At 57.6% G+C, this 16,713-nt stretch carries 20 protein-coding genes; 17 read left to right on the top strand and 3 right to left on the bottom strand.

Annotated elements, in window-relative coordinates:
* The first annotated feature begins 149 nt into the window (after positions 1–149).
* The 5 genes from ACZ500_RS25575 (at position 150) to ACZ500_RS25555 (ending at position 3,817) form a co-directional block, all read left to right on the top strand.
* Positions 150–734, top strand: coding sequence for a translation elongation factor Ts (locus ACZ500_RS25575; protein WP_464230259.1), 585 nt, complete (start codon positions 150–152; stop codon positions 732–734).
* Entirely contained in the window at positions 727–1,458 is a 732-nt protein-coding gene (gene pyrH / locus ACZ500_RS25570) for a UMP kinase (protein WP_464230258.1), read from the top strand. Before ACZ500_RS25575 ends, pyrH begins: the two co-directional genes overlap by 8 nt.
* Positions 1,455–2,012, top strand: a complete 558-nt coding sequence (gene frr, locus ACZ500_RS25565; RefSeq protein WP_464230257.1) for a ribosome recycling factor — start codon at positions 1,455–1,457, stop codon at positions 2,010–2,012. Before pyrH ends, frr begins: the two co-directional genes overlap by 4 nt.
* Before the next feature lie 63 nt (positions 2,013–2,075).
* Positions 2,076–2,981: an isoprenyl transferase gene (locus tag ACZ500_RS25560; RefSeq protein WP_464230255.1), complete on the top strand. Its 906-nt coding sequence runs from the start codon at positions 2,076–2,078 to the stop codon at positions 2,979–2,981.
* A 29-nt stretch (positions 2,982–3,010) separates the two neighbouring features.
* On the top strand, positions 3,011–3,817 hold the full coding sequence (locus ACZ500_RS25555) for a phosphatidate cytidylyltransferase (RefSeq protein ID WP_464230254.1): 807 nt from the start codon (positions 3,011–3,013) through the stop codon (positions 3,815–3,817).
* Positions 3,818–3,848: 31 nt separating this feature from the next.
* Here the strand turns inward: ACZ500_RS25555 and ACZ500_RS25550 are convergent, their stop codons facing one another.
* On the bottom strand, positions 3,849–4,070 hold the full coding sequence (locus ACZ500_RS25550; RefSeq protein WP_464230253.1) for a hypothetical protein: 222 nt from the start codon (positions 4,068–4,070) through the stop codon (positions 3,849–3,851).
* A 103-nt stretch (positions 4,071–4,173) separates the two neighbouring features.
* On the opposite strand from ACZ500_RS25550, the gene ACZ500_RS25545 reads away from it, so the two are divergent.
* The 8 genes from ACZ500_RS25545 (at position 4,174) to ACZ500_RS25510 (ending at position 10,330) form a co-directional block, all read left to right on the top strand.
* Positions 4,174–5,385 (top strand): 1-deoxy-D-xylulose-5-phosphate reductoisomerase, encoded by a 1,212-nt coding sequence (locus tag ACZ500_RS25545; RefSeq protein ID WP_464230252.1) that lies wholly within the window; start codon positions 4,174–4,176, stop codon positions 5,383–5,385.
* 2 nt (positions 5,386–5,387) lie between these two features.
* Complete coding sequence (rseP, locus tag ACZ500_RS25540; protein ID WP_464230250.1) at positions 5,388–6,473, top strand: RIP metalloprotease RseP; 1,086 nt, start codon at positions 5,388–5,390, stop codon at positions 6,471–6,473.
* Between the two features lie 51 nt (positions 6,474–6,524).
* A complete protein-coding gene (gene tsaB / locus ACZ500_RS25535; protein ID WP_464230249.1) occupies positions 6,525–7,217 on the top strand; it encodes a tRNA (adenosine(37)-N6)-threonylcarbamoyltransferase complex dimerization subunit type 1 TsaB in 693 nt (230 codons plus the stop codon).
* A gap of 79 nt (positions 7,218–7,296) precedes the next feature.
* On the top strand, positions 7,297–7,980 hold the full coding sequence (locus ACZ500_RS25530) for a phosphatidylserine decarboxylase family protein (RefSeq protein ID WP_464230248.1): 684 nt from the start codon (positions 7,297–7,299) through the stop codon (positions 7,978–7,980).
* A gap of 70 nt (positions 7,981–8,050) precedes the next feature.
* Positions 8,051–8,887: a CDP-diacylglycerol--serine O-phosphatidyltransferase gene (gene pssA / locus ACZ500_RS25525; RefSeq protein ID WP_464230247.1), complete on the top strand. Its 837-nt coding sequence runs from the start codon at positions 8,051–8,053 to the stop codon at positions 8,885–8,887.
* Positions 8,884–9,456, top strand: coding sequence for a 16S rRNA (guanine(966)-N(2))-methyltransferase RsmD (rsmD, locus tag ACZ500_RS25520; RefSeq protein WP_464230246.1), 573 nt, complete (start codon positions 8,884–8,886; stop codon positions 9,454–9,456). Before pssA ends, rsmD begins: the two co-directional genes overlap by 4 nt.
* The gene (gene coaD / locus ACZ500_RS25515; RefSeq protein ID WP_464230245.1) at positions 9,449–9,946 is read left to right on the top strand and encodes a pantetheine-phosphate adenylyltransferase; all 498 of its coding nucleotides are present in this window, start codon (positions 9,449–9,451) and stop codon (positions 9,944–9,946) included. Before rsmD ends, coaD begins: the two co-directional genes overlap by 8 nt.
* 87 nt (positions 9,947–10,033) lie before the next feature.
* Positions 10,034–10,330 carry an integration host factor subunit alpha gene (locus ACZ500_RS25510; RefSeq protein ID WP_464230244.1) on the top strand — a complete coding sequence of 99 codons (297 nt, stop codon included), beginning with the start codon at positions 10,034–10,036 and terminating at the stop codon, positions 10,328–10,330.
* On the opposite strand, the gene ACZ500_RS25505 is transcribed toward ACZ500_RS25510, so the two are convergent.
* On the bottom strand, positions 10,317–11,381 hold the full coding sequence (locus ACZ500_RS25505) for a septal ring lytic transglycosylase RlpA family protein (protein ID WP_464230243.1): 1,065 nt from the start codon (positions 11,379–11,381) through the stop codon (positions 10,317–10,319). The genes ACZ500_RS25510 and ACZ500_RS25505 overlap by 14 nt on opposite strands.
* A 576-nt stretch (positions 11,382–11,957) precedes the next feature.
* On the opposite strand from ACZ500_RS25505, the gene ACZ500_RS25500 reads away from it, so the two are divergent.
* The 4 genes from ACZ500_RS25500 (at position 11,958) to ACZ500_RS25485 (ending at position 16,015) form a co-directional block, all read left to right on the top strand.
* Positions 11,958–12,710: a 3-oxoacyl-ACP reductase family protein gene (locus tag ACZ500_RS25500; protein ID WP_464230242.1), complete on the top strand. Its 753-nt coding sequence runs from the start codon at positions 11,958–11,960 to the stop codon at positions 12,708–12,710.
* Between the two features lie 103 nt (positions 12,711–12,813).
* Entirely contained in the window at positions 12,814–13,920 is a 1,107-nt protein-coding gene (had, locus tag ACZ500_RS25495) for a 6-hydroxycyclohex-1-ene-1-carbonyl-CoA dehydrogenase (RefSeq protein ID WP_464230241.1), read from the top strand.
* A gap of 84 nt (positions 13,921–14,004) precedes the next feature.
* Positions 14,005–15,150: a 6-oxocyclohex-1-ene-1-carbonyl-CoA hydratase gene (gene oah, locus ACZ500_RS25490; protein WP_464230240.1), complete on the top strand. Its 1,146-nt coding sequence runs from the start codon at positions 14,005–14,007 to the stop codon at positions 15,148–15,150.
* Positions 15,151–15,247: 97 nt separating this feature from the next.
* Positions 15,248–16,015 (top strand): enoyl-CoA hydratase/isomerase family protein, encoded by a 768-nt coding sequence (locus tag ACZ500_RS25485; RefSeq protein ID WP_464230239.1) that lies wholly within the window; start codon positions 15,248–15,250, stop codon positions 16,013–16,015.
* 290 nt (positions 16,016–16,305) lie between these two features.
* Here ACZ500_RS25485 and ACZ500_RS25480 read toward each other — a convergent pair whose 3' ends face one another.
* On the bottom strand, positions 16,306–16,707 hold the full coding sequence (locus ACZ500_RS25480) for a cobalamin B12-binding domain-containing protein (RefSeq protein ID WP_464230238.1): 402 nt from the start codon (positions 16,705–16,707) through the stop codon (positions 16,306–16,308).
* Between the last annotated feature and the right edge of the window lie 6 nt (positions 16,708–16,713).

Here is a 16,713-nt window from a genome sequence, read left to right as displayed (position 1 = left end):
CGGGACCTGCAGCGAAGCGGTGGGACTGAGCAGCGAAGCGGTGAAGAAAAATCCTCATTTCCGGATTGGAAACTGGGTTCTATAGGGAAATCATTTCCGGATGGACACTAAATATCATGGGAGAGGAAACGTTGGAAATTACAGCATCGATGGTCAAAGATTTGCGGGAGAAGACCGGCGTCGGCATGATGGACTGCAAAACGGCGCTGAAGGAGTGCAACGGCGACATGGAGAAGGCCGTCGATTACCTGCGCAAGAAGGGAATCGCCACCGCTCAGAAGCGGGGCGGCCGCGCGACCTCCGCCGGCCAGGTTCAAGCCTATATCCACGGAGGAGGAAAAATCGGTGTGCTCGTCGAGGTCAATTGCGAAACCGATTTCACCGGCAAGACGGATGACTTCTCCGAGTTCGTCAAGGACCTCGCCATGCAGATCGCCGCTACCAATCCGGTCGCCATCGACAGGGAGCATGTCCCTGGGGAGCTTCTGGCCCGGGAAAAGGAGATCTATGCCACCCAGGCCAAAGAATCCGGGAAACCGGAAAAGGTGATCGAAAAGATCGTGGAAGGCAAACTGGCCAAGTTTTACTCCGAGGCCTGTCTGCTGGAGCAGCCCTTCGTCAAGAACACCGACCTGAAGATCCAGGATATCCTGAATGAACTGATGGCCAAGACGGGCGAGAACATCCTGATCAGACGCTTCAGCCGTTTCCAACTGGGTGAACCGGATGAGTAACCCCTTTCCCCGGGTCAAACGCATCCTGCTCAAGCTGAGCGGAGAAGCGTTGATGGGGGATGATCCATACGGCATCGACGCCCCCGTGCTCCGGACCGTTGCAAATGAGATCGCGGCGATCGGCCGGCTGGGGGTTCAGTTGGGGATCGTTGTCGGCGGTGGCAACATCTTCAGAGGTCTGAAGGCCGGCCAACTCAATATCGGTCGAGTGGCCGCCGACCACATGGGCATGCTCGCCACCGTCATCAACACGATTGCACTGGCCGAGGCACTGAGGGCGCTGGGCTGCGAGGCCCGGATCCTCAGTGCCATCCAGATGGAAAGCATCACCGAGCCGTTCAGCCGCGAGCGGGCGGTCAGACAGCTCGAAGCGGGTGCCATCGTCCATTTCTGCGCCGGAACGGGCAACCCTTTTTTTACCACGGATACGGCGGCTACCATCAGGGCCCTGGAGATCGATGCCGATGTCCTCCTCAAGGCGACCAAGGTGGATGGGGTCTATGACGCCGATCCAGCCACCCATCCCGAGGCGCACTTTTTCGAGCGCCTGACCCACCGCGAGGTCCTTGAAAGGAATCTGAGGGTCATGGACATGACGGCGATATCCCTTGCCATGGAGCGCGGGCTGCAGATCGCCGTCTTCAATCTGCGCAAACCCGGCAATATAGAGCGGTTCATCCGGGGTGAAACCGTCGGCACGCTTATCACAGGAGAGAGATCATGATCGATGAAATCCTTGCCGAACTCCGGCAGAAAATGAACAAGTCCGTCGAATCGCTCCAGAAGGATTTCAAACGCATCCGGACGGGGCGGGCATCCAGCGCCCTGCTCGAAGGGATCAAGGTCGACTGCTACGAGACCCAGATGCCCCTCGATCAGGTGGCCTCCATTTCGATACCGGAAAGCCGGCTCATCACCATTCAGCCGTGGGACAAATCGATCATGCCCAACATCGAAAAGAGCATCCTCAAATCCGAATTGGGCCTGACCCCCTTGAACGACGGCAAGCTCATTCGGATCTCCATCCCGCCGCTGACCGAGGAAAGACGCAAGGAATTGGCCAAACTGGCCCGTAAGATGTCGGAGGAGAGCAAGATCGCCGTCCGCAATCAGCGGCGCGAGGCCAATGACCTGCTGAAAGAAATGAAAAACGAAAAGGAGATCTCCGAGGACGAGATGTACCGGACCCAGGAGCAGGTCCAGAAGGTGACCGACGAATTCATCAGCGCCGTCGACGAGGTCACCGCTGCCAAGGAAAAGGAGATCATGGAATTCTAGCCGGTTTCCATCCGGAAAAAAGCATCCAGCGCGGCAAAGTTTCCAATCCGGAAATGAGGATTTTTGGCCAATATCAAGGAAATCAAGCGTTTGAGCGGAGGCGACCTGCAGGTCGCCGCACAAGCAAACGTGCAGATTGACGCCGAGATTGGCCAAAAAGACCATTTCCGGATGGAAACTAGCCGGTTTCCGCCCGTGCATGGCCGCTCGACCTCACCCCTCTCCAATCCCCGGGATATCATGGATCAGATCGACACCGAAAAGCTGCCGCGCCACATAGCGATCATCATGGATGGCAACGGGCGCTGGGCCAAAAAACGCGGGTTGAAGCGTGTCCTCGGGCACCAGAAGGGCGTCGATGCCGTTCGTGAAGTCGTTCGAACCACGAACAGGCTTGGGATCCCGTGGCTGACTCTTTACGCCTTCTCCGAAGAAAACTGGTCCCGCCCGAGGCACGAAGTCCAGGCCCTCATGAATCTCCTGCGCCGTTTTCTGCGATCGGAAAGACCCGAGATGATCCGAAACGGCATCCGGCTCCAGACCATCGGGCGGACCGACAAGCTCCCGGAAGCCACCCGGGATGAACTCGCGGCCACTATCCTCGCGACGGCGGAAAACAGCGATCTGGTCTTGACCCTGGCCTTGAGTTACGGCGGCAGGCAGGAGATCGTCGATGCCGCCAGGGCCATTTCGCACGGGGTCGAGACAGGGGCCTTGCGGACCGCTGACATCAGCGAAGAGTTCTTTGCAAAATACCTCTACGTCCCGGAGATGCCCGACCCTGATCTTCTCATACGAACCAGCGGCGAATACCGCATCAGCAACTTTCTTCTCTGGCAGATCGCCTACAGCGAGATCTACATCACGCCGACCCTGTGGCCGGATTTCACCGCAGAGGAGTATTTCGCGGCCATTCGCGACTTTCAGCGACGAGAGCGACGGTTCGGCGGCACGAACGAATCGAACTGACGCTGAATCGGTCGACAGGAAATCCGAGCATGCATCTAAGAAGATGGCTCACCGCGCTTGTTGGAATTCCGGTCCTGATCCTCGTGATCGGCCCCGGCCCTCGGTGGGTCTTCCATGCCATCCTTCTCGCAGCCGCCGCCGTCGCACTCCTCGAGTTTTACCGGATCACCGAACCCGAACTGCCCCAGCTTTTCCGCTGGAGCGGGGTTGGGGCCTTATGCGCCCTCTTCGCGGCCATCCATTTCCGGCATGTGCTTCTCCTGCCTGCCATCGCCGCCTTGACGGCCTTCGCACCGATGGTATGCCACTTATGGGCCACCGGACAACAACCCGTCCCTGACTGGACGGCGCGCATCGGCAGGACCTGCTGCGGACCTTTCTACGTCGGCTACCCTCTCGCCCTTTTGATCATGATCGACATGCGGTCTTCCGGAAACCTTTGGATCTTTTTCCTCCTGACCGTGGTCTTCGCGGGGGACACCTTCGCCTATTACGTCGGAAAGGCCTTTGGAAAACGCAAACTGAACGTCCGGATCAGCCCTGGCAAAACCTGGGCGGGAGCCGTCGGCGGAGCGACTGGAAGCCTGATCGGCGGCATCATCTTTATGAGGATCTTCCCGATTCACCCCCCGGATCTGTCCGCGATCATCCTGATCCTGGTCCTCGCCGCGGCGGGCCAGGTCGGCGACCTGGCGGAATCGCTTCTCAAGAGAAGCCACGGAATCAAAGACTCCGGCTCGATCCTGCCCGGCCATGGCGGTCTCCTCGATCGGATTGACGCCTTGATCTTTGCAATCCCGGTCCTTTATGTTTATCTTTATTTTCATTTAGTATAGGCTATATCCCGAAATGATGATCCAACACCACTCAGTTCCCAATTCGGAAACGAGGATTTTTCTTCACCGCTTCGTCGCTCGGTCCCACCGCTCCGCGGCGGGTTCCGGTTTGGCCGATATTTAGGGAGTTTCCATCCGGAAATGAGAATTTTTTGCCAATATCAAGGAAATCAAACGCTTGTGCGAAGGCGGCCTGGTGGTCGCCGCACAAGCAAACATGCAGATTGACGCCGAGCGTGGCAAAAATGACCATCTCAGGGCGGAAACCGGTCTACGACGGCCTGGCGTTTTTTGGATGAATAGGCCTCCTGCATTTAGCACGCCGCAGGTGGCCATACCGAGGTGAAAACCGCATCATGCTGAACATCGCACTCCTCGGGTCGACCGGTTCGATCGGAGTGAACGCCCTCAATGTCATACGCACAAGACCTGACCTCTGCCGCATCACGGCTCTCGGGGCGGGGACCAACATCGAACTCCTCCTTGAACAGACCGAGGAGTTCAAACCACAAACTGTTGGCCTGCGCGACGCAAGCCCTGCAGCAGCCTTTTGCGACCGGCTGCCGTCTCACCTGCAGCCCGAGGTGCTTCACGGAACAACCGGATTCATGGATATCGTCCGGCGCGAGGAAACAGACACCGTCATTTCGGCCATTTCCGGCGCGGCCGGGCTGATGCCCACCTTTGAAGCGGTACGATGCGGAAAGAACGTCGCTTTGGCCAACAAGGAAACGATGGTGATGGCCGGCCCATTGGTCATGCGGCTCGCCAGGGAGAAAGGCGTCTGGATCCGACCCATCGACAGCGAGCACAGCGCCATCTTCCAGGCCCTTCAAGGTCACCGGCGCAGGGACGTCCGGCGTGTCATCCTGACCGCCTCCGGCGGCCCCTTCCGGACGGCTTCTCCCGATATGCTGAAGCAGGTCACCCCGGCGCAGGCTCTGAACCACCCCAATTGGCGGATGGGGCCCAAAATCAGCATCGATTCGGCCACACTGATGAACAAAGGGCTTGAAATCATCGAGGCGCTCTGGCTCTTCGACCTGGGCATCGAGCAGATCGACGTCCTGGTGCACCCCCAGAGCATCGTCCACTCGATGGTAGAGTATGCAGACGGGTCGGTCATTGCCCAGATGGGCATTCCGGATATGGTGATCCCGATTGCCTACGCCCTGTCCTACCCGGCACACCTGCCGACGGGGCTTCCCCCGCTCGACCTGACCCGCATGGGGCCGCTGACCTTCGAGGCCCCGGACATGCAGACCTTTCCCTGCCTGCGCCTGGCAATCGCAGCGGCACAAGCAGGGGGCAGTCTTCCGGCGGTCCTGAACGGGGCCAACGAAATCGCGGTGGAGGCTTTCCTGGGCGGCAGAATCGGTTTTCTGGACATCCCCTGTGTGATCGAAAGCACCATGGACGCTCATCACACATTTCCCATCGACACGATCGAGCAGGTCCTCGAAGCGGACCTCTGGGCGCGCCAGACCGCCGGCCGCATACTCGAAAACGTCCCCCCTCCCTCGGGGACCGTGCCGGCTTCCCAAAACCTCCAAGACTTCCGGACCTAATGATGCATTATCTCATTTATTATATTCTGCCTTTTATCGTGGTCCTCGGCGTCCTGATATTCTTTCACGAACTGGGGCATTTTCTCGTAGCGAAGCTCTATGGTGTCAAGGTCCTCAAATTCTCACTCGGGTTCGGACCAAAACTGGCGGGAATCAAAAGAGGCGATACCGAATACCTGATCTCGGCGGTCCCCCTGGGCGGGTACGTCAAGATGCTGGGTGAAAAAGAAGATGACGAAGACGAAGCGCCCCTGAGCGCCGAAGACGCCGCCCGCTCTTTCAGCAATCAGCCGGTCGGCAGGCGGATCGCCATCGTGGCGGCGGGTCCGGTTTTTAACCTGCTGCTCGCCCTGATCATATTCTGTTTGAGCTTTCTGATCTCGGGCGTACAGGTGATGGTGCCTGAGGTCGGTCAGGTTCGCGAGGATTCCCCGGCCGAAAAAGCCGGATTTCAAAAACATGACGTGATCGTGGCCGTAGATGGCATCGCCGTCGAAACCTGGGAGCAGGTCCAGGAGATTGTCCAGGGTAATGAGCAAAAGGAACTGGCTTTTACCCTTCAACGGAACGGGGCTCTGTTGGAATTGCGTGTGCGCCCTGAAGTAACGACCGTCCAGAACATCTTCGGCGAAGAGGTCCGCTCTGCGTTGATCGGCATCGTCGCATCCGGCGCATTCAAAACCATTCCGCTCGGACCCCTCCAGGCGGTCTGGGAAGGAACCCGGCGCACCTGGGACATGATCGCATTGACCTGGATGACCATTGTCAAACTGATCGAACGGGTGGTGCCCATAGAAACCCTGGGCGGGCCGATCCTCATCGGCCAGATGACAGGGCAGCTGGCCCAGGAAAACTGGACCTATCTTTTTCCGTTCATGGCGGTGATCAGCGTAAACCTCGGCATCCTGAACCTCCTCCCGGTTCCGATACTCGACGGCGGCGTCATCCTGATCCTGCTGGTCGAATGGGTGATCCGCAAGCCCATAAGCCCCAAGGCCAAAGAAATGGCTCAGAAGGTAGGGCTCTTTATCCTGTTCATGCTGATGGCCGTCGTGTTTTACAACGATATCAGCAGGCTGTTCCAATAGGTCTGGTCGAAAATGCTCCTGGCCCTCGACACATCCACCACTCGCTTTTCCATGGCGATCCTGAATCTGGACGGATCCATCGCTGCAGAGCATTCCGCTGCAGCGGGGAAAAACCGGTTCGTTCACCTGATGCCCGTCCTGAGCTTCCTGCTCGAATCGGCGCAGATCGATCTCCAGGAGATCCAATGCCTCGGCGTGGCACTGGGACCGGGCAGCTTCACGGGCCTGCGGGTCGGACTTGCGCTGACCAAGGGGCTCGCCCACGCCCTCGATATACCCCTCGTCGGCGTCCCGAGCCTGATGGCCGTGGCCGCCCAGGCCGCACCAACCGATCTTCCGGTAATGCCTCTTCTGGATTCCCGCCGCGACGAGTTCTTTACCGCCCTCTTCAAGGCAGAGAAAAACGGCGGAATCGTTCGGCTTGCGCCTGATCGGGCCGTAAAGGCCGACGACCTGCCCGCCTGCCTGAAAACCCCGGTCCTCCTGATCGGGAACGACTTTCATCGGCAGGCTCCTCTGGCCGAGAAAAATCCAAAGGGGTGGGCTGTACCGGCCCTGCCCCATGAGTGGGGCATTCGGGCATCCGGGGCCGGGCGCCTGGCCCTGGAACGGTTTCTTGCCGGAGACACCGACGATCCCCGGGCGCTCGGGCCGCTTTACCTGAGGCCCCCCGACATCAGGCCCCCTGCCGACAGCGTGCGCGCCGGCTCCGACCTGCACGCAGCGGTTTCAGAAGGGCATTGACAAGGCCGTTCAAAACATATTACGTTCCCATGAGCGTTTCGTTGGCAACCCTTGAGAGCTGAAAGGCAATATCCTATCTTTGGAAGCCTCACGGATCCATAACCGATGGCCGATCGCGAGGGAAGGTCTGCCCTTTATCCTGATCGCCGCCGGCCTGACCGTCTGCTCCGCCCTGTTTGGCTGGTCCTGGCTCAGCGTCGTTCTCGGCATCCTGACCGTCTTTATCACGTCTTTTTTCAGGGATCCTGAAAGAACCTCCAACGCTTCACCCGATGCCGTTCTGAGCCCGGCCGATGGAACCATCCTCAAGGTCGAGCGTCTCGAATCGGCCGATAACCCTTTGAAGGCACCCGCCGAAAAGGTCAGCATCTTCATGACGGTTTTCAACGTACACGTCAACCGCATCCCCGTCTCGGGCACCGTCCTTGAAACCACCTACAGTCCGGGGAGATTTTTTTCCGCCAATCTCGACAAGGCCTCGGAGGAGAACGAAAAAAACAGTCTTGTCCTGACCACACGGGACCACAAGAGGCTGGTCGTCGTTCAAATCGCAGGCCTCATCGCCCGACGCATCGCCTGTTGGGTAAAACCCGGTGATTCGCTGAGCGCCGGCCAGCGCTTCGGATTGATCCGGTTCGGCTCACGGCTCGAGGTCTTTGCCCCCGCCGGTTCACGGATTGTCGTCACACCTGGCCAGAAGGTCAGGGCCGGAGAAACGGTGATCGGATACCTCGAAGGGTTGCCGTCCGGAATCGATCGCTGATTTTTTGTGTCCCGGCAATGCGCGGGAATGGTTTTTCATCCCTTTTGCTTCATAAAACGATGGGAACCGCATGAAGACAAGACGCAAAAAAAGGCCGCAGCACCTTGAAAAGAGGGGGATTTATGTCCTGCCCAATCTCTTTACCACTGCAAGCCTTTTCAGCGGCTTTTACGCGATTATCGCCACCATGCAGGAGCGCTTCGAGACCGCGGCGGCGGCCATCCTGATCTCGTGCGTCTTCGATGCGCTGGATGGCAAGATCGCCCGTTTCACCCATACCACCAGCCATTTCGGTTCCGAATACGATTCCCTTTCCGATCTCGTCGCCTTCGGTGTCGCACCGGGCCTCCTGGCCTACCAGTGGGCCCTCGCGCCTTTCGGGCGACTGGGTTGGCTTGCAGCCTTCATCTACCTTGTCTGCGGAGCCCTCCGGCTTGCACGATTCAACGTCCAGAAGGGCAGTGTGGATCCGGGTTATTTCCGGGGCCTTCCGATTCCCGGAGCGGCCGGCTTTATTGCCTCGCTGGTTCTCTTCACCTCCGTTTTCAGCTTCGACGGCCGAGCCTTTCCATTCCTATTCATCCTTTGCGTCTATATCCTTTCGTTTCTGATGGTGAGTACCATCAGCTATCCCAGCTTCAAAGGTCTGGAGCTGCGCAGACAACGGCCGTTCAGCGTCCTGGTAGCCGTTATTCTAACCCTTATCGTCATCGTCTATCAGCCGAAAATCATGCTTTTTCTGATCCTGGCGCTCTACCTCCTTTCAGGACCGTTCCTCATGGTTTACCGCCGGAAGACGAGGGAAGCGATAAAAACGCCGCTGGAAGACGTTTCCCGAAGTGCTGGAGAGCAAAGTCAAACACAGAAAGATTCCGATCCCCACCCTCTTCACCATATCATTAAATGAGAATTACAGGAGGACAACTGACCGGGCTGCAGCTTCGTTCCCCCCGGGGCCGCGATATCCGGCCGACCGCAGACCGCGTGCGGGAGGCGCTTTTCAGTATTCTGGGGCAGCAGCTTTTCGATCTGCGGGTACTGGACCTTTTTGCCGGGACAGGCGTCCTTGGACTGGAGGCCCTCAGCCGTGGGGCGGCTGAGGGCATTTTTGTAGATCGGTCCCCTCATTCCCGCAAGCTTGTTCAAAAGAACCTGATGCTCTGCCGCTTCCATGAACGCGGGAGGTTCCTGCAGCGCGACATCCTCCGCGGGCTGCCGGCGGAGTTCCTTGGACCGCTCGCCACCTTCGATCTGGTCTTTCTGGACCCGCCTTACGCCCTGCAAGGCTCGATCGGGACTCTGGAAACCATTGCCGAAAAGGGTCTCCTGAGCCCCCGCGCCGTGGCAGTGGTCGAGACCTCGCGGAAAACGGTGCTGCCTGAATCGATTCACCTGCTCCGGGTAACGGACAGCCGCATTTACGGGGATACCCGTCTCACTTTTTACCAAATCGCCGAAGAGGAAGAACATGAGTGAAGAAACCGCGATCTACCCGGGCACCTTCGACCCCATCACCAACGGGCACATCAGCATCATCAAGAGGGGCCTCAAAATTTTTGACAAGGTCATCGTCGCTATTCTGAGAAACTCTCAGAAAAAGCCGCTTTTTTCCCTGGAAGAGCGAATGACGATGATCCGGGACTCGCTTAAGGCATACCCGAACGTCGAGGTGGACAGTTTCGAGGGGCTCCTCGTGGATTATGCCGTTCGGAAAAATTGCAGGGTCATCCTCCGTGGGCTGCGCGCCATGTCCGACTTCGAATATGAATTTCAGCTGGCACTGATCAACCGTAAGTTGAATCGCAATGTCCAATCCATTTTTCTGGTCACGGACTACAAATGGTTCTACACGAGTTCGACCATCATCAAGGAAGCCGCCAGCCTGGGCGGTGACATCGGCAGTCTCATCCCACCCCTGGTTCATCAGAAATTGAAAGAAAAATTTGCCGCTCTAAAAAACACTTGACAGCAAATCTGGCATAAGCCATACTTCTTATTAGAGATTTTCAGCATTGTCCTTGCATTCAAGAAGGGTTTTTGGGGAGGAATGGTCTTGGCTTTGACTAAAGAAAAAATAATCAACAGCATTTACCACCAGGTGGGACTCAGCAAAAGCCAATCGCGGGCCGTGGTAGAGCAGCTACTGGAGATCATCAAGACTACCCTGGAAAGCGGCGAAGACCTCCTTATCAGCGGCTTCGGCAAGTTCGTCGTCAAAGAGAAGGCCGAACGGCGTGGACGCAATCCTCAGACGACAGAGGACCTCCAGCTGAGAGCCCGGAGGGTGATCGTCTTCAAGACCTCGGGCGTCCTCAGAAACAGAGTCAACGATGCCGTTACAGAGCGGTGATAAAGGCCTCCTCGAAACCGAGCGACTCGAGCCGGCGCTCGATCGTCCGAGCCTCGAAGAGAGAATCGGCCTGAGAAACGTGCACCCGGTAAAGGGTTCCAGCCGCCGGGTCAGCTGAAACCTCGATATCCACTTTGTCGAAAAAGACCCGCAGCCGCTCGGCAACCCGTGCAGCATTTTCCTTGTCTTTGAACGCGCCCGCTTGAACAGTAAAAGCGCCTCGGCTCAAATCCCTGACCTCGAGTACAGGTTCCGGGATGCCGGCACGTGAAAGATCGCGCCCGATCTCTTTCGCCATTGCCGTAACCCGCACCTCCGTCACCCCGGGACCGACCATCCCGATCTCCCTTGCAGCGCCGTAGGACAGATCGATGATCCTGCCTTTGACAAAGGGGCCTCTGTCGTTGATCCTCAGGACGATGCTCCTCTGATTCGTCAGGTTTTCGACCAGCACGTAGCTCCCTAAAGGGAGCACTTTATGGGCCGCGCTGACCTCGTACATATCGTAAACCTCACCGCTGGACGTCCGCCTGCCGTGAAATGGATGCCCGTACCAGGAGGCCTTGCCAATCTCCGTATATCCGGCCGCGCTCGGCAAAGGGTAATACGTTTCGCCGTTGATCGTATAAGGGCGTTGAGAAGGGGGCAATATACGGGCCGGGGATGACAAAGCGGCATCTTCCGGCAACTTGGCGGTGCCAGGGCGGGTGGCACAAGCCGAAAACAGGCTAAACACAGCGATTAGCGCTACGCATAACGCAGCCCACATCATTCTGAGCGATATTTGCCCAACCGGCTGTCCCTTCGTTCCCGTTTCAGCCGATCCATTGCGCCGAGGGCAGAAAAACATGGTTCCGGCCAACCTCCGTTTGAAGGATGATATTAGGTGGTGTCCATCCGGAAATGATTTCCCTATAGAACCCAGTTTCCAATCCGGAAATGAGGATTTTTGGCCAATATCAAGGAAATCAAGCGTTTGCGCGGAGGCGACCTGTAGGTCGCCGCACAAGCAAACGTGCAGATTGACGCCGAGATTGGTCAAAAAGACCATTTCCGGATGGAAACTAGGTGACATCAGAAAGAAAAAGGATCTTCCCGGCCGTTTTCATACGCTTGGGCCCTTTCGGAGATCCAGAGACCGCTTCAAGGGCTCGATCTCCTCGACCCGGCAATCGCATCTTTAGATTTGAGCGAGCGTTTTGTGGAGCGTGATGTCTCCGCCTGCCATAGGAAGACCTCCCTCAAGCACTCCCTCGTTTGCCGAGGCCAAGGGATGAGACTTTTTCTTACCACAGGCACCGCTATTTATCAAGCTGATTTTTATGATGTTTTCGATTCACGGGATGGATAGGAAGACAACTCCGCACCCTTCGCTCCAAAACAGACCTTTCACCATTGCTTAGCCCCCATCTCGGGAAGTTTTCCCCAGGGCTTCCGCCCGGGGCGATCTCGACCCCTCCCTCTCGAAGAACTTCCCCACTCCCTGTCTCCCCATGCCAAAGGTTTTTCCTTGACACCCATCCCATTTTTTTTTAGAGTTCGACAATAACTATATTATGGCTATAATGTAGTTATTTTTTTCGCGGATTCCGTGGCAAAGACCATTATTCTCCGAAAGGTGCCATCTATGAAATTAAAAGACAAAGTCACCGTAGTCACTGGAAGCAGCCGTGGCGTCGGGAAAGCCGTCGCTCTTGGATTCGCCAAAGAGGGAGCCAAGGTGGTGGTCAATTACACCTCCAACGAAAAGGCCGCCAACGAGGTCGTGAATGCCATCGAGGCCATGGGCAGCCAGGCCATCGCCGTCAAGGCCGATGTCGCGGTCAAAGCTGACGCCGAAAGATTGATTGCGAGCGGAGTCGACGCCTTCGGACGCATCGATGCCCTGGTCAACAACGCCGGTTTCACCCGCCCTGCCATGATGTTGAAGATGACCGAAGAAGAATGGGATCAGGTCGTCGACATCCATCTCAAGGGGGCATTCCTCTGCGGCCAGGCTGCAGCCCGGCGCATGAAGGATCAGAACAGCGGTAAGATCATCAACGTCACTTCCGTGGCCGGCCTGGTCGGCACAGTAGGCCAGATCAACTACAGCGCAGCCAAAGGCGGGCTTCTCAGTCTGACGAAATCCATGGCACGCGAACTGGCGCGCTACAATATCTGCGCCAATGTCATCTCCCTTGGGATCGTGGCGACGGACATGACGGAAAAGATCAGGACCGACGATAAACTCAAAGAGATCTACATGAACCGCATCCTGCTCAAGCGTTTCGCGGAGGCAGAGGATATCGCACCCGCCTTTGTCTTTCTGGCTTCAGATGATGCCAATTATATCACGGGTCAGCTTCTATGTGTAGATGGTGGCTATGGGATGATCTAGGCTCAGGCGCCGCTTGAACCTCTCGACCCATACGATCCGCTTCGTCAACGTACCAGAGCGTTGTGATCATCCAAGATGTGATCATCAATAAAGGAGGAGAAAAATGGCAGGAGTACCCGACAAGATTCAGACATGGCAAATGGTGCAACCCACCGTTTTCAACAGGGAGACCAAAGAAACCACACCCGGGAAACTGCAGAAGACCGAAATCCCGGTCCCCGAGCTTCAACCCGGAGAGGTCCTGGTCGAAGTGGCCGGCTGCGGGGTCTGCCACACGGACCTCGGATATTTCTACGACGGCGTCCCCACCGTGGTCAAACCCCCGTTGACCCTGGGGCACGAGATCTCGGGCACGGTGGTCGCCGGCGATGAGCAATGGATCGGGAAAGAGGTCATTATTCCGGCGGTGATGCCCTGCCGGAAGTGTATCCTCTGCAAAACGCGGCGTGGCAACCGCTGCCTCGACCAGAAAATGCCCGGGAACAGCCTCGGAATATATGGCGGCTTCTCGAGCCACATCCCGGTCCCCAGCATCGACCTGTGTGAAATCAAGAACCGCGGCAAGTTCGAACTCTCGCATCTGTCCGTTGTTGCAGATGCTGCGACGACACCCTACCAGGCCTCCAAGCGCGCTGAACTCGAGCCCGGTGACAACGTCATCGTCATCGGCATCACAGGCGGCGTAGGGCAGTACATGGGCCAGATCACCAAGGCCCTTGGAGCCCGCACGGTCATCGGGATCGCCCGGAATCAGGAAAAGCTTGAAAGGTCGCTCAAGTTCGGGGCCGATTTCATCATCAACTCCACCGGCAAGGACGCCGGGGCCGTTTCGAAGGAATTCCGCGGCCTTTGCAAACAGAACGGCCTCCCCAACACCGGCTGGAAGATCTTCGAAGTGACAGGCGCGAAAGGCGGCCAGGAAATCGCGCTGGCCCTGCTCGGTTTTACCGGCAAACTCATTGTCGTCGGGTTCGGCCTTGCCAAGACGGAGTACGCAATCGGACGCCTCATGGCTTTCGACGCCGAGATCATCGGGACCTGGGGCTGCCTCCCCGAATACTACCCCGCCGTCCTGGATATGGTTTTGAACGGGAAGATCAATCTCGAGGAGTTCGTGGAAATACGCCCCATGAGTTCCATCGCAGAAACCTTTGCCGAAGCCCATAAGGTGCCACCCATGAAGCGGATCGTGCTGACCCCTGACTTCTGATGCCTGAAGGGTAAGCGTCTCCCAGAGTAGGGTGGAACAGGCACAAACCATTTTAAATCAGAAAGAAAGAAGGAGAAGAAAACGATGACTTTGAAGGGTCTGGAATGGTTTCCAAGAGAAGACGGAAAGAAAGATCATATGCTGCACACGGACGTGCACTGGGGAACGGAAGCCCCCTGCACGGTCTACGAGAAGCGTCCTCTGAAGGACCCCAAGGGGAACGTGGTGGACGGCCTCTATGTGGCATGGATCCGCTTGAACAACCCGAAGCAGTACAACTCCTACACGACGGAAATGGTCAAGGGCGTCATCGCCGGTTTCGAGAACGCCTCCCTCGACAGAAGCGTGGTGGCTGCGGTTTTCACCGGCACGGGCCCCTTTGCCTTCTGCACCGGCGGCAATACCAAGGAATACAGCGAGTACTACAGCCTCCGCTCGGATGAGTACGGACAGTACATGGAGCTCTTCAACCACATGGTCGACTCCATCCTTGCCTGCAAAAAGCCGGTCATCTGCCGCGTCAACGGGATGCGGGTCGCCGGCGGCCAGGAGATCGGGATGGCCTGCGACCTGGCCGTTTCCTCCGACCTCGCCATCTTTGGCCAGGCCGGTCCGAAGCACGGTTCGGCCCCGGTCGGCGGCGCCTCGGACTTCCTCCCCTGGTATCTGAGCATCGAAGACGCCATGTGGAACTGCGTCTCCTGCGAGATGTGGTCCGCCTACAAGATGAAGGCCAAGAACCTCATCAGCAAGGTCATCCCCGTTTTGAAGGTAGACGGGAAATGGGTGCGAAACCCCATGATCATCACGGAAGACTACGTCAAGGACGGCGAGATCGTCTACGGTGAGTACAAGACGGGCGACGCGGCGAAAGAGGCGCGCGCATTTGTCAAGGAGCATCAGCCCAATGCCGATTTCGAACTGCTCGACAAGGAAGTGGACCGGATCACGTGGACCTTCGCCAACCTCTTCCCCGGATGCCTGATCGAATCGGTCGACAGCATCCGCCAGAAGAAGAAATTCTTCTGGGACACGATGAAGAACGCCCACAGGCACTGGCTGGCCGCCAACATGGGCGGCGAGGCCTTCCTCGGCTTCGGGGCCTTCAACACCAAGAAGATCACCAATCAGGATACCATCGATTTTCTCAAGTTCCGCCAGAACATCGCCGAATGCAAAAACTGGGACATGGAGATGTTCGCGGAGGTCCTGGGAAAGCCCGCCAAATAAAGGGGTTTTGAGGACGCCACTGAACCTGCGGCAGGCATGTCTGCAAACGGAGACCTGCCTGCCGCTTTTTTTTGCAGAAAGATGGGAGCCCCAAATCATGAGTTACGAACATATCGAAGCTACCCTGCAGGACGGCCTCGGGACCATCACACTCAATCGCCCCCCGGTCAACGTCCTGAACATTGCCATGATGACGGAAATCAATCAGGTCCTGGACGGCTGGATCGGGCAGAAAGACCTGAAGGCGGTCCTTTTCCAGGCGAAGGGCAAGTGTTTCTCGGCCGGTGTGGATGTGGGCGAGCATATGGGGGATCTGGCACCCCGCATGATCGAGGCCTTTCACGGGATGTTCCGCCGCATGGACCGTCTGGGCATCCCCACAATCGCCTCGGTCTACGGATCGTGCCTGGGAGGCGGCTGCGAGCTGGCAGTCTTCTGCGACCTGGTGATCGCCGCCGACGACAGCAAGATCGGGCAGCCTGAGATTCAGGTCGGCGTATTCCCCCCGATCGCCGCCCAGATCATGCCGCGGATCATCGGATACAAGGCGGCCATCGAGCTCATCCTCTCCGGCAAAATCATCGGGGCCGACGAGGCTCTGCAGCTCGGCCTGATCAACAAGGCCGTCCCCCGCGACAAACTCGAAGGGGAAACAGCCGCCTTCGTCAAGCCCTATCTGAAGCTGAGTGCAGAGGTGCTGCGGAGCACGAAAAAGGCCATCCGGGCCGGCCTGGACGATGATTTCGAACCGTCCCTGCAGAGGATCGAGGCCATCTACCTCGACGAACTGATGAAGACGGCCGACGCCCAAGAAGGGCTTCACGCCTTTCTCGAGAAGCGCAAACCGCAGTGGACCAATCAGTAGTCATGCACTGACCGGCGGCGGTGACACCGCCTTTTACGGAGTGCAACTCGGCGTCTGCCCGGAAAGGCGACTCGGGCCGGCGCCGGACCCGCCAAATCCGCGGGCTTGTATTCCTCGGGGGAAGACCGCTTCCTTCGAAAGCCGTCGCATGTCGCCAAAGCATACGACGGTCCTCCTCCCCGCCATGGAAAATCCGCTCCGCCTGACTTCCACCTGGTTTCCGCCATAAAACACCGACTCAGCAAGAGCTGATTTTAAATCGAGTCCGCCATGACGGGCCGGGATGCTTCCTATTCTCTTACGTGGGCCCGGATGTAAGCCACGATATCTTCTGTAGAGGTCCCAGGCCCGAAAATCTCGGCGATCCCGCAGTCCTTCAGACCCGGGATATCCTCCTTCGGAATGATGCCCCCGCCCAGGACGATGATGTCCTCGACCTTTTTTTCCCGGAGGAGTTCCATGACCTTTGGGAAGTGGTAGTCGTGCGCCCCTGACAGGATACTGAGGGCGATCACATCGACATCCTCCTGGACGGCGGCCTCGACGATCTGAGACGGGGTCTGACGAAGGCCCGTGTAAATGACTTCCATCCCCGCATCCATCAATGCGCAGGCAACCACCTTGATCCCCCTGTCATGGCCATCCAAACCCGGCTTCGCAGCCAGAACCCTGATCTTCTTCGACGACGTCATCACGCT

The sequence above is a fragment of the Desulfatiglans parachlorophenolica genome (assembly GCF_055394735.1).
This window is presented reverse-complemented; position numbering and strand designations above follow the sequence as displayed.

Excerpts from the sequence above, each read along its gene's own strand:
- ACZ500_RS25575 (WP_464230259.1), top strand. The coding sequence starts at position 150 with ATGGTCAAAGATTTGCGGGAGAAGACCGGCGTCGGCATGATGGACTGC.
- pyrH (WP_464230258.1), top strand. The coding sequence starts at position 727 with ATGAGTAACCCCTTTCCCCGGGTCAAACGCATCCTGCTCAAGCTGAGC.
- frr (WP_464230257.1), top strand. The coding sequence starts at position 1,455 with ATGATCGATGAAATCCTTGCCGAACTCCGGCAGAAAATGAACAAGTCC.
- ACZ500_RS25555 (WP_464230254.1), top strand. The coding sequence starts at position 3,011 with ATGCATCTAAGAAGATGGCTCACCGCGCTTGTTGGAATTCCGGTCCTG.
- ACZ500_RS25550 (WP_464230253.1), bottom strand. The coding sequence starts at position 4,070 with ATGGTCATTTTTGCCACGCTCGGCGTCAATCTGCATGTTTGCTTGTGC.
- ACZ500_RS25545 (WP_464230252.1), top strand. The coding sequence starts at position 4,174 with ATGCTGAACATCGCACTCCTCGGGTCGACCGGTTCGATCGGAGTGAAC.
- rseP (WP_464230250.1), top strand. The coding sequence starts at position 5,388 with ATGCATTATCTCATTTATTATATTCTGCCTTTTATCGTGGTCCTCGGC.
- tsaB (WP_464230249.1), top strand. The coding sequence starts at position 6,525 with ATGGCGATCCTGAATCTGGACGGATCCATCGCTGCAGAGCATTCCGCT.
- pssA (WP_464230247.1), top strand. The coding sequence starts at position 8,051 with ATGAAGACAAGACGCAAAAAAAGGCCGCAGCACCTTGAAAAGAGGGGG.
- rsmD (WP_464230246.1), top strand. The coding sequence starts at position 8,884 with ATGAGAATTACAGGAGGACAACTGACCGGGCTGCAGCTTCGTTCCCCC.
- coaD (WP_464230245.1), top strand. The coding sequence starts at position 9,449 with ATGAGTGAAGAAACCGCGATCTACCCGGGCACCTTCGACCCCATCACC.
- ACZ500_RS25505 (WP_464230243.1), bottom strand. The coding sequence starts at position 11,381 with ATGGTCTTTTTGACCAATCTCGGCGTCAATCTGCACGTTTGCTTGTGC.
- ACZ500_RS25500 (WP_464230242.1), top strand. The coding sequence starts at position 11,958 with ATGAAATTAAAAGACAAAGTCACCGTAGTCACTGGAAGCAGCCGTGGC.
- had (WP_464230241.1), top strand. The coding sequence starts at position 12,814 with ATGGCAGGAGTACCCGACAAGATTCAGACATGGCAAATGGTGCAACCC.
- oah (WP_464230240.1), top strand. The coding sequence starts at position 14,005 with ATGACTTTGAAGGGTCTGGAATGGTTTCCAAGAGAAGACGGAAAGAAA.
- ACZ500_RS25485 (WP_464230239.1), top strand. The coding sequence starts at position 15,248 with ATGAGTTACGAACATATCGAAGCTACCCTGCAGGACGGCCTCGGGACC.
- ACZ500_RS25480 (WP_464230238.1), bottom strand. The coding sequence starts at position 16,707 with ATGACGTCGTCGAAGAAGATCAGGGTTCTGGCTGCGAAGCCGGGTTTG.